The following is a 19865-nucleotide window of genomic DNA, read 5'->3' on the forward strand; positions in this document are numbered from 1 at the left end:
AGCCAGTATCTTTTTACCAAAATATTGGCAATATAGATACTGGCTTTGATTGGCTGACCATCGTCATCGTTTATCGCTAAATGATTGTAAATAAACCATTATCATAAAACTGATGAGCGGTGTCGCGTGCTGTGGCTGTGCTACAACCATCTATCTTATTAGATAGCAAAATCTTCAATATTGCGTCCTGCAGCAAGCGCTTCTACTAACCAAGTAGGTTTGCGGCCACGGCCAGTCCACGTTTCGTTGTTATCATCAGTGTTACGATATTTGATATTGCGTTTTTTCTCTAGCGTTTCACCCGCTTTCAAAATCTCTTCGATGCTTGCATTGCTGTCTTCTGCAATTTTTTCGAACTGCATATAAGCATCATACAGGCGCTGATGTTGCTTTTTGGCAATCAGTTGCTGAGCATTTTCAGTGATGGCACGTAACTCGTCTACATTTAGGTTTTCTAAATCAATTGCGTTATTTTTACTCATAGTCGATCCAATTGTGTGATGAAAGTATCACCTCTATAGAGGCATTAGTGTTCATTATGAACGTGGGTAAACTAATCATTTATTATTATAGTCGATTCAATTTAAAAGTAGTACAAGGCAACCGAGCGTAGATGTATATTAAATACTTCAAGCGAAGTTAACGCAGTAATAATTTTATAGTGGAATGACTATAGATAGGTTAATTTATTATATCTTATACTATTAAAACCAATCCATAATAACAGGTACTGAATATATCGCTATTTATTACAATAATCATAAACTTAAACATTTAATAGAAAACTAAACAAAGTTTCTAATAAATATATTTTTGTGATGATATTAAACCCTTGTCACGTCGTTATATATCAAAAATAGCTCTTGATGCAAAACATACAACTGATTCAATTCAAAGGAGCATTGAAGCCACTGGACATAGGTATGTAAACAATACCATTAATGACTGGGAAAGCATGATTATCAATCATGAGTATTTTTCTAATCATAGTCACAGGACTTGATGACAATATCTGATACTTCGATAACAATTATATTAATAATATTATATCAACTTATTAATATAACTGTCATCGTTAACCAACGATGATAGTATGAACGGTCAATACAGAGTATGAAAGGTTTTTTATTTAATAGCGTTAAACTGTTGAGCGTATAGAAGCGATAATAATAAAAATATACAGCCATATTTAATATAAACAAAAATTCACTTATATTAAATATACTCGTACTTAATAAGTGATTTAACGGCATGCTAAAAGTTTGTGAATATTGAAATTAGATTACCTTGAATACTCATCTCTTTTCCACTCATTGATTTACGATCGGGCATTAAAAAGCCCCACGATTAGCAGGGCTCTATCTATCTTAATCAACATTACTTAATCATATATCCTAAAATGGAATATCGTCATCCACTGGGCCATCTGGCATGGCTGTAGGCTTAGACTGTGCAGGTTTTTGTGCTGATGGATTGAACTGATTTTGCGGTGCAGGGGCATTCTGATTGTTAAAGCTGTTCTGCCCACCACTTGGTTGATTGTTGTAGCCACCTTGTTGGGCTGGCTGATTACTGCCTTGCTGACCATAGTTGTTTTGGCCGTTCTGATTGTTATAGCCCTGATTTGAGCCACCTTGATTGCCATAACTACCGCTATTGCCTTGGTTCTGACCACCAAAGCCTTCTCCACCTTGACCACCGCCAGTTTGGCCATCTAACATCTGCATTTGCTCAGCACGAATCTCGGTGATATAACGATCTTGCCCATTGGGATCTTGATATTTACGCGTGCGCAGACTGCCTTCGATATAGACTTTACTGCCTTTACGCAGATACTGTGCCGCGATTTCACCCAAGCGGTTAAACAGCGAAATACGATGCCATTCCGTCGCTTCTCTTTTTTCACCACTTTGTTTGTCTGTCCACTGCTCTGATGTCGCAACCGAGATATTGGTCACGCTACCGCCATTATTGAATTGACGTGCCTCAGGGTCTGCTCCAAGGTTACCAATGATGATAACTTTATTAACTCCGCGCATGATACCGTCCTTTTACTTATGAATAATTTAACCAACTGTTTTAATCGTTATCTGATAGCGTCATTTGGCACTATCAATTGTATAATTTTACTTTAACCAATTTTCATCAAAATATCTACAGGCTACCGATGGCGCACGTCAGTCTATGTCGCTTAGATAGTCTATCTTGCTATAGAGGTCGATATTTTAGAGTTTAATAGATAAAGATGCTGCTATTTTGCCATTTTAATAAGCCGATGAACACCGCAGGCTTACCTTTATAATCAGAATGACGTTTTTAGCTGTCATGCTACTGGCCGTCAGTACCATTGCGATGCATGCTTAAAGTGACGCTACCCAGCTCTACGCCAAACTTTTTCATCACTGAGCGATTGAGCATGACGTCTTTATCGACCAGATACATCCAGTCGTCAAACTTAACGTTATAAGTTTTGCCATCAACTGGCAATTCTAGTAGATAGTTCCAATGCAAAGTATTGCCAACCACTTCTCCAGTAGCCTCACCGATGACATCGCCTGCCGTACCCTTCCAGCTACCGTCTGCTTGCTTGGTCAATCGCCAGATACGCTGAGATTTTGTGCCATCTGCCCATGAAAACTTTTCATCTAAGACGATGACATTATCGCCTTCGTGAGTGGCATCGATATCGACATAAAAACGTTTTTTGACCTCGCCATTTCGACCTTGGAACATACCCCAGCCATCGATTTGACCTGAAAAGAACTCATGCATATCGAGCGTCGGCGTGCTGTTCTGATAGGTCTGAATATTTTGTGTGGCGCAGCCTGATAGTAGCAACGTGGCTGATAGACCAGCGCCTACTGCCAGCTTGGCCATTACTCGAGGCGCAATGTTTTTCCTAACATCACCAGATAATATCTTAAATTTACTCATATTCATTCCTTTTAAATAGAGATAAATCGTTAATTTTTATTTATTAATAATGGCGGTCTATCTAGTCGTTGTCTATACCGTCTGTTAAATATCCAGTGGGCTCTGTGCCAAACTCGATAGCTGCAGCCGCGAGTCATCCGTCAGTTGTGTCTTGTCTAGTTTGAGATAGGCGACTTGCTCTTTTGCCATCACGACTAGCTCATCCACTCCGTCTACTGCAAGCATCTGCCGTGACCAATCTTGGATATTAATGTCTTTAGGGATAGTCACCGTGGTACTCGATAGATAAGGCGGCTGCGCAATCGGTATAATAATGAGCAGAGCCGCGCCCATAATGACCGCCAATATACCCCACGCGAGCAAACTGGGCTGACTCAATAACAGCCCGCCCATTGCCCCACCCACAAACGCCCCAAAAAACTGGCTAGATGAGCTTATCCCCATGGCTGTTGCTTTATTGGCCACTGGCGCGCGCTTGGATATCCATGAAGGAATCGTCGCTTCAATCAAATTAAAGCCCATAAAGTACAGCAACAGCCCTAAAATAATACCAACACCATAGTTGCTACTAAATGCCAATACCGCTAAGGAAGCTGTCATCAATGCGATTGCGCCTAAGAAAACTTGGCGCATTTTGCGTTTCTTTTCGGCAATAATAATAAAAGGAATGGCCACGGCAAAACCAATAAATAGTAATGGCAAATACACCATACCCTGCTGGCGTACCGACAAGCCCATAACGTCTGAGAGCTGATGCGGCAGAATCACAAATATCGCCGTCATGGTCAAATGCAAAGCAAAGATACCGATATGCAAGCGGTTAAGATCGCCAATCTTGAGGACAGTAGCCAGTTGCTGACCAATGGTCTTATTATCGAGATTGTGTTTGAGTACGCGCAGAGGCGTTGGTACAAACACCAGTAACAGCATCGCTAAAATAGCGAACCCTGATGTCAACCAAAACAGCCCAGAGATACCAAGCGAGCCAACCAGTAGCGGGCCAAAAGCAAAGGCAAGCATGATGGATGTCGCAATGGTCAGACCCATCGTCGCCATGGCCTTAGTACGCATCTCCTCACGCGTCACATCTGCCAATAGCGCCATGAGCACTGCAGAGACCGCTCCACTACCCGCCAGCGCCCGACCGATGATGACTTCATAGATATCCGTCGCATTGGCCGCAATCATGCCGCCGATGGCAAACAGTATTAAGCCCAAAAATATGATGGGTTTACGTGGGAATTTGTCAGCAGCCAGACTCATGGGTATCTGAAATATCGCCTGCCCAAGCCCATAGACGCCCACTGCCAGACCAATCAAAAACGGCGTCGCGTGTGTATAATCATTACCGTAGACAGAGAACACAGGCACGATCATAAACAAGCCAATCATACGCAAGGCAAAGATGCCACCGACCCCGAGGATTGCCCGTTTTTCTACGCTATTCATACTTGCCTCACTGGTTGATCATTACTGGTTTTTCACTGCTAACACGCCGCGCTGTACCCTGATTTTCACTACTGCTTTATCAAGGCATTGACCTATAAATCAAGCCCTCTAGTATAAGACATTCGCCATTTGGTTGCCGAGACTTTTGTCTTACTAGCCCAGTGTCGAATGCCGCCTCAATCCAAGCCATTCATATTACGCGATTATTTTGTTACCAAGTACATCTGATGTGCTATTACACCTTGAATAATGCCGTCACCATGACAATAAAGTAAAACGTTATCAGCACTATTACTGATGAGATCGAGCGACCGCTCAAATGATAAACCCGCTTATCACTATCACCACAACATGACACTTTTGGTCAAAACCATAACAAACCATACCTGTTACTTAACATTGATTTGATTTAGATTTGCTTAGTCGTATAAAAAACAGTCGTAAGAAAACCAAACAATATAACGCTAGATATAAGAAAGCGATTTATAACCACACTATAAATTTATAAATCACTCACGTTTAACCGACCATTTAATTGACTCATATTGACCTTTTACATTGAGATATTTTTCAATCCCCTTTTAGCAAATAGGAAACCTGTAACCGATGGCACATGACCATATCGCAATACGCGGCGCACGTACACATAATCTAAAAAACGTCGACATAGACATTCCACGAGATAAATTCGTGGTCATCACTGGCCTATCTGGCTCTGGTAAATCTTCATTGGCATTTGACACGCTGTATGCCGAAGGGCAACGCCGTTATGTCGAGAGCTTATCGGCCTATGCGCGTCAGTTCCTCTCACAGATGGAGAAGCCTGACGTCGATAGTATCGAGGGTCTATCCCCTGCGATTGCTATCGAGCAAAAGTCCACCAACCATAACCCACGCTCGACCGTCGGTACGATTACCGAGATTTATGACTATTTGCGTCTGCTCTATGCACGCATTGGTACGCCGTTTTGCCCTGAGCATGGCGAGCCAATGGTCGCACAGTCAGTCACTGAGATGGTCGATCAAGTCATGGCATTGCCAGACGACACCAAGATTATGATCTTGGCACCGGTCATTCGTGAGCGTAAAGGTGAGCATACCGTCTTGCTTGAGCAGCTCATCGGTCAAGGCTTTGTCCGTGTGCGCGTCGATGGTGATGTATATGACACTGACGAGCTACCGACACTGGATAAGAAGAAAAAGCACACCATCGAAGTGGTGGTCGATCGCTTTAAAGTTCGTGATGATTTGGGCAACCGTGTCGCTGAAAGCTTAGAGACGGCGCTACGTTTGGGTCAAGGGCTGGTCACACTGCACTTTATGGATGGCAATCCAAAAGAAGGCGGTGATGCCAACCAAGTCATGTCTGCCAAGCATTCATGTCCTGTCTGTGACCGTGCAGTGCCTGAGCTTGAGCCACGTATGTTTAGTTTTAACAATCCATATGGCGCATGCCCAAGCTGTGATGGTCTCGGTAAACGTCAATATTTTTCGGCTGAAAAACTGATTACCCATCATGAGAAATCGCTTAATCAAGGCGCTATCAACGGTTGGGACAAACGTCATGCGTATTATTTCGGCTTGCTTAGCACGGTCTGTAAGCATTTCAAAATCGATATGGATGCACCGTGGCAAGATCTGACCAAAGAGCAGCAAGACCTCATCATGCAAGGCTCTGGTAAAGAAAAACTTACTTTTAACTTTACCGATGAGCGCGGCCGCAAGACGAATAAGACGGTACCGTTTGAAGGCGTATTGCCTTATTTAGAGCGTCGTTATGCCAAGACCCAAAGTAACCTTGTCCGTGATGAGCTGGCAAAATATCTGGCTGATACCACTTGTAACGTCTGTGATGGCGCGCGTTTGAATGAAATCTCGCGCAACGTCCGTGTCGATGATCAAACCATCGCTCAAATCGTTAAGCTCTCTATTGGGGACGCTGCTGACTATTATAAAACGCTAAAGATTAGCGGTCACAAAGGTGAAGTCGCGGAAAAAATCTTTAAAGAGATTAACGAGCGCTTAAACTTCCTCGTCAGCGTCGGGCTTGATTATTTGACTCTTGCTCGCTCTGCCGAGACACTATCGGGCGGTGAAGCGCAGCGTATTCGTCTAGCCAGCCAAATCGGTGCTGGTCTCATGGGCGTCATGTATGTACTTGATGAGCCGTCAATCGGTCTGCATCAGCGTGATAACGACCGCCTGCTAAAAACTCTAACGCGTTTGCGTGATTTGGGCAATACGGTACTGGTCGTTGAGCATGATGAAGATGCGATTCGCCAAGCGGATCACGTGATTGATATCGGTATCGGTGCCGGTGTGCACGGCGGTCATGTTATCGCTCAAGGTACGGTCGATGACATCATGGCAAATAAAGAATCGCTGACTGGTCAATATATGTCTGGTAAGAAGAAAATCGAGATTCCAAAAGTTCGTCATACTGCCAAGACCATGGACGTCGAAGTCACAGGTAAGGCCAAACCTAAGAAAGTTCCGATGACGATTGAGCTAAAAGGCGCATCAGGCAATAACTTGCACGATGTGGATTTGACCATTCCTGTTGGTATCATGACTTGTATCACGGGTGTCTCAGGTTCAGGCAAATCAACTTTGATTAACCGTACCCTTATGCCATTAGCCGCGACTCAGCTAAACAATGCCTCCACCTTGATCGCCGATAAGTTTGAGAGCATCAGCGGTCTTGAGCATTTGGACAAAATGGTCGATATCGACCAAAGCCCAATTGGTCGTACACCGCGTTCAAACCCTGCGACTTATACGGGCGTGTTTACCCCTGTGCGTGAGATGTTTGCCCAGACACAAGAAGCGCGTGCCCGTGGTTATAAGCCGGGTCGCTTTAGCTTCAACGTAAAGGGCGGACGCTGTGAGATGTGCCAAGGTGATGGTCTTATCAAAGTTGAAATGCATTTCTTACCGGATATGTATGTGCCGTGTGATACCTGTGAAGGCAAACGCTACAACCGCGAGACCTTAGAGATTCACTATAAAGGCAAGAGCATTGCTGATGTGCTCGATATGACCGTTGAGGATGCCACTGAGTTCTTCTCAGCGATTCCAGCGATCTATCGTCGTCTGCAAGCATTGATGGATGTCGGTCTAAGCTACATCCGTCTCGGACAGTCTGCGCCAACGCTATCAGGTGGTGAGGCGCAACGTGTCAAACTGGCGCGTGAGCTTGCCAAACGTGATACGGGACAGACGCTGTATATCTTGGATGAGCCAACTACTGGTTTGCATTTCCATGATATCGATAAGCTGCTCAATATCCTGCATGCCCTACGCGATAAAGGTAATACTATCGTGGTCATCGAGCATAACTTGGATGTTATCAAAACGGCGGATTGGGTGATTGATCTAGGCCCTGAAGGCGGTAAAGGTGGCGGTATGATCATCGCTGAAGGTACACCTGAGGAAGTGGCGGAAGTCAAAGAATCCTACACGGGTATATTCTTAAAGCCAATGCTTGAGCAAGGTATGAAAGAAGTCAGCTAATACCCTTAAGTCCTGATTGATAAAAGGCCACTCTTTATAGGGTGGCCTTTTTTATTGGCTGGTATAAGGCAAAGCACAAACTATAAGCTATGAACGGAAATCGATATATAAGCTAAGGCTTAAGTTACTTCACTACGTTACCTTTCTTAATATTTATTAAAGATACTTAAACATTAAATGTATTAATATTTAAGGGGTTAGATATGATACGTAGACGCATACGATATAGAAATAACTGGTTAACAACCTTGTAGCAAGTGATAGCACGTACGAATTGACACTGTCCACCCCTAAAACCTTTAAGGACTTTTTATGAAAAAATTACTATTTATTATCTTAGCATCTACTGTTGGCGTTAGCGCCTGTGCGTCAAGCGGCACGTCTAATGGAGCAAGCGATCGCAATCATCAAAGACCTGCGATGTCCGCTGATATGAAACAAGCGATGGATGATTGTGCTCAACGAGCTGGCGTGAAAATGTCTAAAGAGAGTCGTCCAAGCCAAAGTGATATGAAAAAACTAGAAGCCTGTATGACGGCTAAAGGGTATAAAAAACCTGAAGGACAGGGTCAAGGCCGTCCGCAATAATTAATACTTTTTAGATAATCTAATAAAAGGCCACTCTTTAGGGAGTGGCCTTTTATTTGGTTATAATGAAAGAACTGAAATTATAGATCATAATTAATAGCGCTAAGGTAATTTACTATGGTAGCCTTTACTAAATATAGACAAATGTAAAGGAATAACAGTGTTCAATAAAGACAGGCAAAGAACAGAAGCAGAGGTCTTTAGTGATCTAGAATCATTGTGCCAATCTGATGGATATTTACACACTATTTCGTACTTTTGTTTTAGAGATAATGTTGTACGATGTGGCGAAGAAATACAGAAGGAGGATTTTTTAGAGCAGTATGGTACGGACAGACTATTACGCATTGAAATATCTACGCTAATCGGTCTTGCATGTAAAGTTGAATTAAACGTGAACTTACCAACCCCTGCTAAAATGCAAGAGTACATAGAAAAAACAGAAACTTTTCTTTTAGAACTTCATCATTCAATGATGCCTGATATCTCAGACATGTTTAAATTAGATGCTAATAATAAACCAGATAAGAGTTACAACCCTTTTAATAAAGGTGCTTTTTTAAGAGAACCTATATTTTATGGAGGAGAATCAGCTTATCACTTCCAATACAGAGATTTATCAAAGTTAAAATATAAACATGATGAAGATTGGCTGATAAGAAACAAGGGCTATTCTTTAGAAGAATTGTTTATAGTAATTGAAGCTATAGGAGACTTACAACTCAAAAAAGTCAACAATATTCTTACTCAATTGCTCGGAGAGCACCCAAATCAATGGTCTTTTTTAGCTCCTTATACGTTTACAGTAGATGAGATTTATCTAGCGGTCTTTTCCACTGTATCAAAATCTACAGTAGACTTAATTGTTAATTCCTTTGTCTCCATAGAAAATTACACATTTGAAGCACTCGATGATTTCAATCCCAAAAATGCTTTTCCAATTATAAAACTGGATACAGATACTTACTTATTATTCCAGAATTATACTTTGTTAGAAGCATTGTATGAATCTCCTTTCTTTTGGTTTTGGGATGACAAGTTATATCGTAGTCAGGCTATGATAAATAGAGGTAATTTTACAGAAGAATTTTCTTTAGATAGACTAAAAAGTGTTTTTGGAAATACTAGAGTTTTCCAAGGTGTCAACATTCTTGAAAAAAAGGGTGTAGTTGCTGGGGAAATAGATATTTTAGTTTTATTTGGTAATAGAGCCATTATATTACAAGCTAAATCTAAAAAACTTACTATAAGTTCACGGAAAGGAAATGATCAATCTCTACAGAGCGACTTTAAAAAAGCGGTGCAACATGCTTATGACCAAGCTCATTTTTGTGCCGATTTATTACTACATAGTGAATACAAGCTTGTGGATATTAATAACAATGAAATAGATATTTCAAGTACTAAATTTGAAGAGATTTATCCCGTATGTATCGTATCAGACCATTACCCTGCACTTTTCTTCCAAGCTAAACAGTTCCTAAAATATCACGAGACAGAAATAATAAAAGCACCTTTCATAATGGACGTCTTCTTCTTGGATGTGTTTGCTGAAATGCTAGATTCACCACTATATTTCTTAAGTTACCTAAACCGTAGAACTAACTACTCACAGGAGTTAATGGCACATCATGAAATGAACATACTAGCCTACCATTTAAATAGTAATTTATGGCTAGATAAAGGGATGAATTTAATGCACATCGGAGATGACTTCTGTGCAGAACTTGATATGGCAATGCTCACTCGTAGAGACGGATTAGACTCTATACAAACTCCTGAGGGTATACTTACAAAATATCAAGATACTACAGTTGGAAAATACATCTCTAATATTGAAAGGATGAATAACTCTAGTACATTGGATTTTGGGTTACTACTATTAACCATTAATGAAAATTCTATTCGACAGATAAATGATGTCATCGACCTGATATGTAGTAAGAGCTTAGTAGATGGCAAAAATCATGATTTTACAATTGGGTTTGAACATGCAGATGGTGAAGGGTTAACAATTCATTGCAACTACGACGATTATACAACTGCTAAAGTAAGATTAGAGAACCACGCCAGAAAAAGAAAATACTATACAAAGTCCAAAAAATGGCATGGTATATGTATCGATCCTAAAACTAAAAAAATTAATTTTGGTATATATATAGACTCTCCTTGGAGATACTCTCAAAAGATGGAACAAGAAACATCTCATATGGCAAAACCATTGGCAACTTTCAATCCTACAACTAGAGTTATGCCTAAAAAAATCGGAAGGAATGAAAAATGTCATTGTGGTAGTGGAAAGAAATATAAAAAGTGTTGCTTATAGCTTTCCAGCTCTTGTTTAAAATTATAACTTATGCTTTTTATATAATAGTTGTCATGAGACATAGTTTAGTCCCGATTGCCTCTCTATAAAGACGCCGTAGACTAAACAAACTCCCTCTCCACACTCATCATCCGTGCATCTACCGTACGTTCTATCTTCTCCTCAATTTGGCTGCATTGCGACTCGACCTCACGTTTTGACAGTCCAACGATCACAAACGTCCACTCGCTAGCATCATGCCGATCACGTTCACCGCTCTCACAGACCGCGACGCTTGGCGTATTGCCAAAGCGCGCATGCAAGCCGCCCATGCGTTGGCGTTTCTCTTTTAGCGAACTACAGCCGGGCAATAAAAACGTCAATGTCACAATAGCGATATGCATTTTATGCTCCTTGCCAAAAAGTTTATACTTTATAGTAGCATCAAATATAATATCCGATAATGTCTGCGCGTCAGCATCCAGACCCTTTATAATAGCGTATCAATACCAACCAACCTGCGTATCTAACTCATGACCTCTATCAGCTACGTAAAGCAGCAGCGCATTACTCGACTATGCGTGCGCTGCGGATTACTCCTTATGCAGTATGGCGCTGAGTCTGCCGTGGTGGTGGACTTGTCCAAACGCTTGGGGCTTGCCTTGGGGATGAACAGCGTCGAATGTTCACTGAACTTTAATGCTATTACCCTAACGACTATCTGTGACGAACGCTGTATTACCACCACCAGAGACACGATTAATCAGAGCATCAATGTCAATTTATTGGTGCAGATCCAGCAAATAATCAATAAAACTGAAGCTACTGTCGATCATAATGACTTGATTGACCACACGACCCTTGCCTTTGATGAGCTGGATAAGACCGTATATCCAACGTGGCTCGTCAGTCTATTTGTGGGTGCATCTTGTGCGGCTTTTGCTTATCTGAATGGCGGTAGTTGGTCGATTACAGCGGTGACATTTATCGCGGGTATGGTGGCGATGCTCACCCGTATTTATCTATCCAAGCATCATTTCAATCCCTTTATCACTGTCATTGTGACGGCTTTTATTGCCTCCCTCATTGGGGCGACGACCTATTATTTTGATATTGGTAATAATGCTGATATCGCTGTGGCCTCTAGCGTGTTGCTATTGGTGCCCAGCTTTCCTTTGATTAACTCGTTCTCAGATATCCTCAAAGGCTATGTCAATATCGGGGTTGGGCGTGCCGTCTTTACCTATATGCTGACCCTGTCCGCGTGCGTTGGTATCGTGATGGCGCTGGTTTTACTTCGCATACAGCACTGGGGGTTTTAAGATGTGGTTTATTGAGACCGTTGTGCTGGCTTGTATCATTACTCTTGGTTGGACACTGATGTTTAGCGTCCCCAAACGCTATATCTTGCCGTGTTTGCTGATGACTGCTTTTGGCTTTGGATTAAAGACTGCCCTTGTCCATCAGAACATACATATCGTGCTTGCCAGCTTTTTTGGGGCGATGCTTGCCAGCTTTTTGGGTGTATATTTTTCTAAGAAATATACCTTACCACCTAAAGCGCTCATCTCGCCCAGTGTCATCTGTATGATGCCCGGTATCGCCGCCTATAAAGCGATGGTCAGCATGGTGCAGATCGGCTATTTTGGCTTTTCAGACGAGTTATTTAGCCAAATGATGGTGTACTTGTTCGAAGCATTGTTTGTGACTTCAGGATTGGTATTGGGCTTATCTATTCCGGGGCTGTTGTTTTATAGACGTCGTCCTATCGTATAGATGATCTTAAATATCTAAATGCGCAGCCATTCTTAACCAAGCCCTGTTGATACTCAATCGATTCAACACATCTTAACCATAAAAACCTTGTAAGATGGACGATAAGACCCATTACAATAGAGTCGGAAGTAGCACCCATAACAATTCAATAAAGAGACCTAATTATGACCAAACATTATGACTATATCGCCATTGGTGGCGGTAGCGGCGGCATTGCCTCACTCAACCGTGCAGCAAACTATGGCAAAAAATGCGCCATTATCGAAGCGAACCAACTGGGCGGCACTTGTGTGAATTTGGGCTGTGTTCCCAAAAAAGTCATGTGGTATGGCGCGCAAGTAGCCGAAGCTATCCATAAATATGCGCCAGATTATGGTTTTGATGTTGAGTTAAAAGGTTTTGACTTCCAAAAGCTGGTACAGAGCCGCCAACAATACATCGAAAACATTCACCGCGCCTATGACAATAACTTGGCCAAAAACGGCGTCGAAGTGATCAAAGGCTTTGCCAAATTTGTCGATACCAATACGGTCGAAGTGAATGGCGAACATATTACCGCGGACCATATTTTGATTGCCACAGGCGGTCATCCGATTCAGCCAGATATCAAAGGTGCAGAACACGGCATCGATTCTGATGGTTTCTTTGCCTTAAACCATCTGCCAAAACGTGTGGCAATTGTGGGCGCAGGCTATATCGCTGTCGAAATCGCAGGCGTACTAAACAGTCTGGGTGCAGAGGTGCATTTGTATGTGCGCAAACACTCGCCACTACGTACGTTTGATCATACTATCGTAGAGACTTTGCTGATAGAGATGGAACAAGCTGGTATTCAGTTACACACCAACACGGTGATCAATGAAGTCAATAAAAATGACGATGACAGTCTCGATTTAACCACCAATGATGGCGGTGAAGACTGTATCAATACTGTTGACTGCTTGATCTGGGCGATTGGTCGCGCGCCATCGACAGACGGTATCAACCTGCAAGTAACAGGAGTTGCCACGACTGAGACGGGCAAAATCAAAGTCGATAAGTTCCAAAACACCAATGTCGATGGTATTTATGCGGTTGGCGATATTATCGAAAACAGTGTTGATTTGACGCCCGTAGCAATTGCTGCTGGTCGCCGCTTATCTGAGCGTCTGTTTAACAATAAGCCAAATGAGCATTTAGACTATACGCTGATACCGACGGTGATTTTTACCCATCCGGCTATCGGTACGATTGGGCTATCTGAAATCGATGCGATTAATTTGCATGGCAAAGAAAACATTAAATGCTATAGCTCAACATTCACCGATATGTATAGCGCGGTCACTCAACATCGTCAAAAATGCACCATGAAGCTAGTATGCTTGGGTGATGACGAAAAAGTCATTGGCCTGCATGGCATTGGTTTTGGCGTCGATGAGATGATTCAAGGCTTTGCCGTTGCGATTAAAATGGGCGCGACTAAAGCTGACTTTGATAATACCGTTGCCATTCATCCCACTGGCTCGGAAGAGTTTGTGACGATGCGTTAGTTGGCAATGCACTAAACTTAGCTGTTTGAGCTAAAATAAAAAGGCCGCTCTGAATCGAGTGGCCTTTTCGTTTGGAATGTCTCGTCCTAGAATAAATTTTTTTATCTAACGCTCACATTGTCAAACTGCATCAGATTTTCCAGACTTCCCTGCTCGCTTTGTGGCACTGACTTGATTAAAACGTTCTTGTTCGATTGCTTCACTGTAATGCCTTGCTTATTGATCTGATAAACCACAGGCTTATTTATAAAGCTAAGCGTCTTTTTAGCAGTGTCATAGACAAATGGCCCATTATAATACAGCTCAATTCTGTCATTTCTATCGGCAAAGGCATAATACAGCTGCTCACCTTCCTCGTTATAAGTCTTATTTAAGACCATTTTTTTACCGTTGTCTAAATCCAACTTATAAACGAACGGCAACCTACCATCGTAGTTTTCGTCATCGTACTCCGGTAGCCTCTCATAGCTATCTTCTACCATTTTGCCATTCACTCTTGTGTGCTCGGTAATAGAAATAAATCCTTTTGAATGGTATTCTTCTACAAGCACATGTACAGCCACCGGCTTATTATCGATCACTTTATACTCTGAATACTGATGCCATCCTGCGCCACTCTTACTCATGGTATCTAAGGTTTTAGTGGTTTTATTAAACCCAAAAAATCCGCAATAATTCTGTGCCAACTCAGTAAATGCGTCGCTATGCACAAAGGCATCACCTTTCTTTAAATAGACTTGATAAGACGGCCCTCCATAGCAGCTATAGTTGCCATCGCGCAGTGCCACGTCTTTTTGGTTATCAAAGTTAAAGTCATCATAGATCAATACACTATGCTCGCCATAGGGAAGATTGACGATATTGGCACTGATTTTTCCGCCCAATTGATGCTCTTTACTATTATCCAGCTCATAGTCAATATCGATAAAAGCTGGCTGACTGATAAGGGCTTTTTTAGTCTTTGACTCTATAATCTTTATGACGCTATTTGTCTCATTACTTGCCTCAATGCTTAACGTGTCATCCTCATTATTCACGGTCTCAATAGTTGCATAATAATCGTCCGAGAAATCTTGGATTTGATAGGTTTGCGCCAAGGCTGAATAGGACCATAATTGTGAAACTAGCAGTACAGCTAGTAATGCGATTGATTTACGTCTCTTGCTAAGTATAAGAGCAGTATTCATATAGATATCCTTAGCGCCAAAAAACAATAGAAAAGGAGAAGCAGCTATTAGAGCGTATCACAATCATGACATGAGAAGCGCTCGTCATAACCGTCAGAGTCACTTAAGCAATCTCTGATATAAACAGTCATACAGACAGCTCAATCACGATGCTGCTATGATGCGATTAATACTGACTATTGATGAGAGATGACTGTGTGGCAGGTGTACTTTTTTATATTACCTATTGGTCTTGGGATAATGACCTTGGCAGCGAGCTTACTCTGTTTGTTTGCTTACCTGATGTCTGATGACAATGCCACGCGCTTGCCAGCCTTTAACTGGTTCAAGCGCTTAATCATCGTGGCATTTTTATTATTGAGTGTGGGTCTATTTATGACTTTTGGGCATTTTTGGGGTTAAATTAGGCAGTGTGGTTCTGAGTGTCTTTTTACTAAACCTACATTATCAGCCAACCATTTTTTCTAGCTCTAATAGCTCTAAATCTTCACGCTTTGGCTCGCCATTATTGCCATCATTTGGAAACGGCATTTTATTACCATTCAGCTGATAGCCACGGCGCTCATAATAAGCCAATAGCTCAGGACGATGACTTAAGATAGACATGGTTAGACGGCTCGGCTGATTCTGTGACTGTAAGTGACGATCTGCAAAAGTCTCAGCCGCTTGTAGTATCACATTACCGACTCCCTGACCTTGCAGTATAGGATGTACCGCAAACATGCCGATATAGGCTTTTTTATTTGAGTCAGCATCAGTTTTAATATCGACAGCGATACAGCCGAGTATCTCACCTGTTTCTTCTCCATCACGATCGCCCGTTGTGGTTTTTGGATAGACGAAATAATAGTGATTAGGATCATTAATCACGGCAGCAAGCTCCGCTGATGTGGTTCGAATACCGCCTATCAAGTCGGCCTCATTGGTCCAACCTGCCGTCTCGCGATAGCAGCAATTCAATAGCTGCTCAAGTGCGCTAATATCGTCTAATGTCGCTTCACGTAAAAATACTGACTCTTTATCAAAATGGTCTGTTTTTGTATTACTTTGATTTATATTATTTTCGCTCATATTATAATTTTCCTTTTTTGTTCATGTATAAAAAAACTGACTTAGATCCCTAAGCCAGCCTAGGGCACGTCATCAATTAGATTATGAGGCTTAAAATGAGAAAAATTGTAGATAAATGAGGAAGAAATTGCCGTTAATATGAACATATTGACAAAACTTCTGACGATATTTATCAAAATTTAGCCATTTTAAGACCACTAAATGTATTAATGTGCTAATTGATGACATGCCCAAGATACTAATACTTATTGCTTGATAGTACTAGCGTGATAACGCTTGTGCTTGCTTAATAATATCAAAACCTGCATCGAGCTGCGCACGCGTCGGGGCATGACCACGGCGAAGTAGCTCCGAGAAAGCGACCAACTCCTTGTCACGTCCAAGTGTGCTAGCAGCAGTGGCACGACTGTCCTCACCTGTGTCATCGAAATAGTACTCGATATAATTCAGCGTGTCTGGCGTCCCAAATAACATACTGTGCTCGGGTGTTGCCGCATGACCACTATAGCGTAGGCTCTTGCCATACTGCATCGTCCAGAAAAAAGGAATTCGTGCTTCTAGTGAGTCGACACTGTCGTCATTCAATATCGCAGCTGCCGTGACCATGCCGTGTTGCATAGCCACTCGCCAATGTTCGATACGCATGCGTCCCATCTGCCCAGATGCCTTTGCAATATCACCCAATGCATAGACCCCATCGCGCAGCTGTAGATGATCGTCGACTTGCACGCCATCTGGGTCATTGACCTCATTCAATAACGCTGTACGCGGTGAGACGCCAGTCCCTAAAATCACAATATCAGCGTCGATATGCTCACCGCTCGCCAACGTGACACCGCCTACTTGTGAAAAGGTTTTGTGCGCTTCATTCTCAGACGGATTAACAACCCTTTTCACCTCAGTGATTGTATTGACCGTGGCATCAAATACAAAGTTTATGCCTTTGTCTTCATGCAACTTAATCAGTGCGTTGCTCACGGTTTCTGAGACGATATTACCCATCACGCGCTGGTCTTGTCCAATTACCGTAATCGATGCTGTCGTGCCTGCCTGTGCCAAGGCTGAGGCCACCTCCATACCAATAAATCCCGTACCAATAATTATTACCCGCTGATCGTGACTGGCTGCCTTGATCAGCTTGGCATCATCCATACTACGTAAGGTATAAACCCCATCCAAGTCTGCCCCTTTAATTGGCGGAATGTTTGGCTCAGCACCCGTCGCTACCACTAAGAAGTCGGCAGTCTGTCGCTCACTGTTGCCGCTATCATCTGTTGTAACGATGGTAGACTCATTGGGCAATACTTCGCTCACCGTCTGATTGAGACGCAGCTCGATATCGTTGTTGTCCGCCCAGTCGCTACCGCCTAACAGCAGTTTATCCTCGCCCATATTACCTGCCAAAAATGCTTTGGATAGCAAGGGACGGTTGTAAGGAGCTTGGTCATCAGCACTGATCAAAGTAATCTTGCCACCATAGCCAGTATGTCGCAATTGATTGGCCGTCATAAAACCAGCAGCGCCGCCGCCCACAATGAGGGTATGGGTATCAGTCAATTTATCTTTTTCGATTGCAGCGTTTATTTTAGCTGAAATGTCGACCGTTACATCGTCGCCATCATCGGTGAGCTCATACTGCGTCAAACCCTCTATCGCTATCGGCTCTAGTAGCGAGCCATCACGACTATCAAAAGTCGCATGATGCCAAGGGCAGACCACTCGATGACCACAGCGTAAGCCATTGCCTAAATCTGCTCCTGCATGGGGACACTTACCATCAAACGCGTGAAACTCGTCGTCATCACGAGTGATTAAAATGATACTATCGTCTTCTTGCTTATATGATTTCATGCCGCCATTTGGGATGTCAGCTTTACTAATAGTCACTGTATTGATCATTGCCTTAGTCATAATGCGTCCTTAACCGTTATAATAATATCCTAATAGCAACAAGTTGAAAATGACCACCCTAAACCTGGCAGTTTCAACTTACGCTGTTTTTTAAATGTCTAAATAGACTCTATATTGATAGTAGCAAGACGGCTTCACATGCAATGTTGTTTTGTATGTTTGCTGCGTTGCAAAACGTAATTGCAACGTGGTTTCAGCGCTTTCATCGATTTTGTCTGCGCGGTCCTTCTCATCTATCCTTAATAACACTCAGCGTTTATATTTATCATTAATAACAAAATAAAAGACCTTTTTATGACTTCTCACGAAAATATTTCTCAAAAAAACACGGCTATTGATGCCACGACCACGCCCATGACGTCACCTGTATCAAATGGCGAAACGCACGATTTAGATACTGCCCACTTTGATATAAATAGTGTAGATATCACTGCCATCACCGACACTGCAAAACTACCGCAGCCTAGCCTGCCGCCAATACAGCAAGCCACTTATAAAGCCCATGCAACTGATTTCATCGTTAATGAATTATTGCCGCTGGATTTTACGGGTGAAGGGGAGCATTTGTGGTTGCACATCGAAAAGCTAGGCATGAATACGGCTTACTTGGCAAATCTGCTGTCAGAGTGGGCAGAGATTCCATTACGTGACGTCGGCTACTCAGGGTTAAAAGATCGTCACGCACTGACGACGCAGTGGTTTAGCTTGCGCATACCCAAAAAACAGCTACCGCCTACTGATTTTGCACCAGTAGATATTGGCGACAATGAGTCCGTCACTATTCTGGCCCAGCACTGGCATAATAAAAAGCTCAATCGCGGTACGCACCGAGCCAATCAATTTATCATCACCTTACGTGATGTAAAGTTTGACAATAATGGCACTGAGACACTAGAACCTGAGCAATTATTGTCTGCAAAAGAAACAGTCGAACAGCACTTAGCGAGTATCAGTAAAACTGGCGTGCCCAATTACTTTGGTCCACAGCGTTTTGGCCGTCAAGGCAATAACATTAGAGAGGCACTGTCACTGTTTGCCCGTCCAACGCGAGCGCCGCGCCCATCGTCTAAAAAAAGCAAAAGCAAGCGTGCACCGCGAGAGCAAAATACGATGGAGTTGTCTGCCGCCCGTAGCCTGATATTCAATGAGATTTTGGCAGCACGTGTACGCGACGACAGCTGGACTACAGGTCTATCAGGAGAAGTGTTCAATCTGGATGGTTCAGGGTCTATATTTACCAGTGAAACCCTAGACGACACCTTGCGTGCTCGTCTTGATAGCGGTGATATCCATCCAACGGCCGTGATGTGGGGTACAGGCAACGATAAAGTCAGCAGCACCGCGGCAGCCGTTGAAAGTGATATTGTAAAACGCAGCCCACTATTGACGCAGTTAGCCACTGGTTTAGAACAGCGCGATATCAAGGCACAACGGCGAGCGCTACGTCTGCCTATTGAAGAGATACATTGGGAGTGGTTAGACGATCACACACTGGTTTTGAGCTTCACCTTGACCACGGGCAGCTTTGCCACCAGTGTATTGGCAAGCGTAGTACAGCAGTTAAATCATGCATAGTGCACTTAGAAAATAACATCTTAGAAA

General features: G+C 42.7%; 16 protein-coding genes. 8 read left to right on the plus strand and 8 right to left on the minus strand.

Going from position 1 to position 19865, the window contains the following annotated elements:
* Positions 1-158: 158 nt before the first annotated feature.
* From IP485_RS08545 to IP485_RS08560, 4 genes are all read right to left on the minus strand, one after another.
* A complete protein-coding gene (locus IP485_RS08545; protein ID WP_198326873.1) occupies positions 159-482 on the minus strand; it encodes an H-NS family nucleoid-associated regulatory protein in 324 nt (107 codons plus the stop codon).
* Between the two features lie 912 nt (positions 483-1394).
* Positions 1395-2039, minus strand: a complete 645-nt coding sequence (gene ssb / locus IP485_RS08550; protein ID WP_198326874.1) for a single-stranded DNA-binding protein — start codon at positions 2037-2039, stop codon at positions 1395-1397.
* 289 nt (positions 2040-2328) lie between these two features.
* Entirely contained in the window at positions 2329-2934 is a 606-nt protein-coding gene (locus IP485_RS08555) for a DUF3833 domain-containing protein (protein ID WP_198326875.1), read from the minus strand.
* Positions 2935-3018: 84 nt separating this feature from the next.
* Complete coding sequence (locus tag IP485_RS08560) at positions 3019-4383, minus strand: MFS transporter (protein WP_198326876.1); 1365 nt, start codon at positions 4381-4383, stop codon at positions 3019-3021.
* 606 nt (positions 4384-4989) lie between these two features.
* Between IP485_RS08560 and uvrA the strand changes: the two genes are divergently transcribed.
* The 3 genes from uvrA to IP485_RS13910 all read left to right on the plus strand — a co-directional run bounded on the left by uvrA (position 4990) and on the right by IP485_RS13910 (position 10810).
* Positions 4990-7896 (plus strand): excinuclease ABC subunit UvrA, encoded by a 2907-nt coding sequence (gene uvrA, locus IP485_RS08565; RefSeq protein ID WP_198326877.1) that lies wholly within the window; start codon positions 4990-4992, stop codon positions 7894-7896.
* A 312-nt stretch (positions 7897-8208) separates the two neighbouring features.
* A complete protein-coding gene (locus IP485_RS08570; RefSeq protein WP_198326878.1) occupies positions 8209-8484 on the plus strand; it encodes a hypothetical protein in 276 nt (91 codons plus the stop codon).
* A gap of 160 nt (positions 8485-8644) precedes the next feature.
* Positions 8645-10810, plus strand: coding sequence for an SEC-C metal-binding domain-containing protein (locus IP485_RS13910; protein WP_198326879.1), 2166 nt, complete (start codon positions 8645-8647; stop codon positions 10808-10810).
* A gap of 101 nt (positions 10811-10911) precedes the next feature.
* Here IP485_RS13910 and IP485_RS08580 read toward each other — a convergent pair whose 3' ends face one another.
* Positions 10912-11193: a DUF503 domain-containing protein gene (locus IP485_RS08580; RefSeq protein ID WP_198326880.1), complete on the minus strand. Its 282-nt coding sequence runs from the start codon at positions 11191-11193 to the stop codon at positions 10912-10914.
* Between the two features lie 129 nt (positions 11194-11322).
* Between IP485_RS08580 and IP485_RS08585 the strand changes: the two genes are divergently transcribed.
* From IP485_RS08585 to gorA, 3 genes are all read left to right on the plus strand, one after another.
* Positions 11323-12111: a threonine/serine ThrE exporter family protein gene (locus tag IP485_RS08585; protein ID WP_198326881.1), complete on the plus strand. Its 789-nt coding sequence runs from the start codon at positions 11323-11325 to the stop codon at positions 12109-12111.
* A gap of 1 nt (position 12112) precedes the next feature.
* Positions 12113-12565, plus strand: coding sequence for a threonine/serine exporter family protein (locus IP485_RS08590; RefSeq protein ID WP_198326882.1), 453 nt, complete (start codon positions 12113-12115; stop codon positions 12563-12565).
* Positions 12566-12729: 164 nt separating this feature from the next.
* Positions 12730-14094, plus strand: a complete 1365-nt coding sequence (gene gorA / locus IP485_RS08595; RefSeq protein WP_198326883.1) for a glutathione-disulfide reductase — start codon at positions 12730-12732, stop codon at positions 14092-14094.
* A 101-nt stretch (positions 14095-14195) separates the two neighbouring features.
* On the opposite strand, the gene IP485_RS08600 is transcribed toward gorA, so the two are convergent.
* On the minus strand, positions 14196-15281 hold the full coding sequence (locus IP485_RS08600; RefSeq protein ID WP_198326884.1) for an XAC2610-related protein: 1086 nt from the start codon (positions 15279-15281) through the stop codon (positions 14196-14198).
* 246 nt (positions 15282-15527) lie between these two features.
* Here IP485_RS08600 and IP485_RS08605 point away from each other — a divergent pair, with 246 nt between their 5' ends.
* Positions 15528-15683, plus strand: a complete 156-nt coding sequence (locus IP485_RS08605; RefSeq protein ID WP_227686483.1) for a hypothetical protein — start codon at positions 15528-15530, stop codon at positions 15681-15683.
* Positions 15684-15728: 45 nt separating this feature from the next.
* Here the strand turns inward: IP485_RS08605 and IP485_RS08610 are convergent, their stop codons facing one another.
* On the minus strand, positions 15729-16352 hold the full coding sequence (locus IP485_RS08610; protein ID WP_198326886.1) for a GNAT family N-acetyltransferase: 624 nt from the start codon (positions 16350-16352) through the stop codon (positions 15729-15731).
* 261 nt (positions 16353-16613) lie between these two features.
* Positions 16614-18263, minus strand: coding sequence for an FAD-dependent oxidoreductase (locus IP485_RS08615; RefSeq protein WP_198326887.1), 1650 nt, complete (start codon positions 18261-18263; stop codon positions 16614-16616).
* A 294-nt stretch (positions 18264-18557) separates the two neighbouring features.
* Here IP485_RS08615 and truD point away from each other — a divergent pair, with 294 nt between their 5' ends.
* A complete protein-coding gene (gene truD, locus IP485_RS08620; protein ID WP_198326888.1) occupies positions 18558-19838 on the plus strand; it encodes a tRNA pseudouridine(13) synthase TruD in 1281 nt (426 codons plus the stop codon).
* Positions 19839-19865 lie beyond the last annotated feature (27 nt).

Source organism: Psychrobacter sp. NG27 (assembly GCF_016106655.1).
In the GTDB taxonomy this organism is placed as follows: Bacteria; Pseudomonadota; Gammaproteobacteria; order Pseudomonadales; family Moraxellaceae; genus Psychrobacter.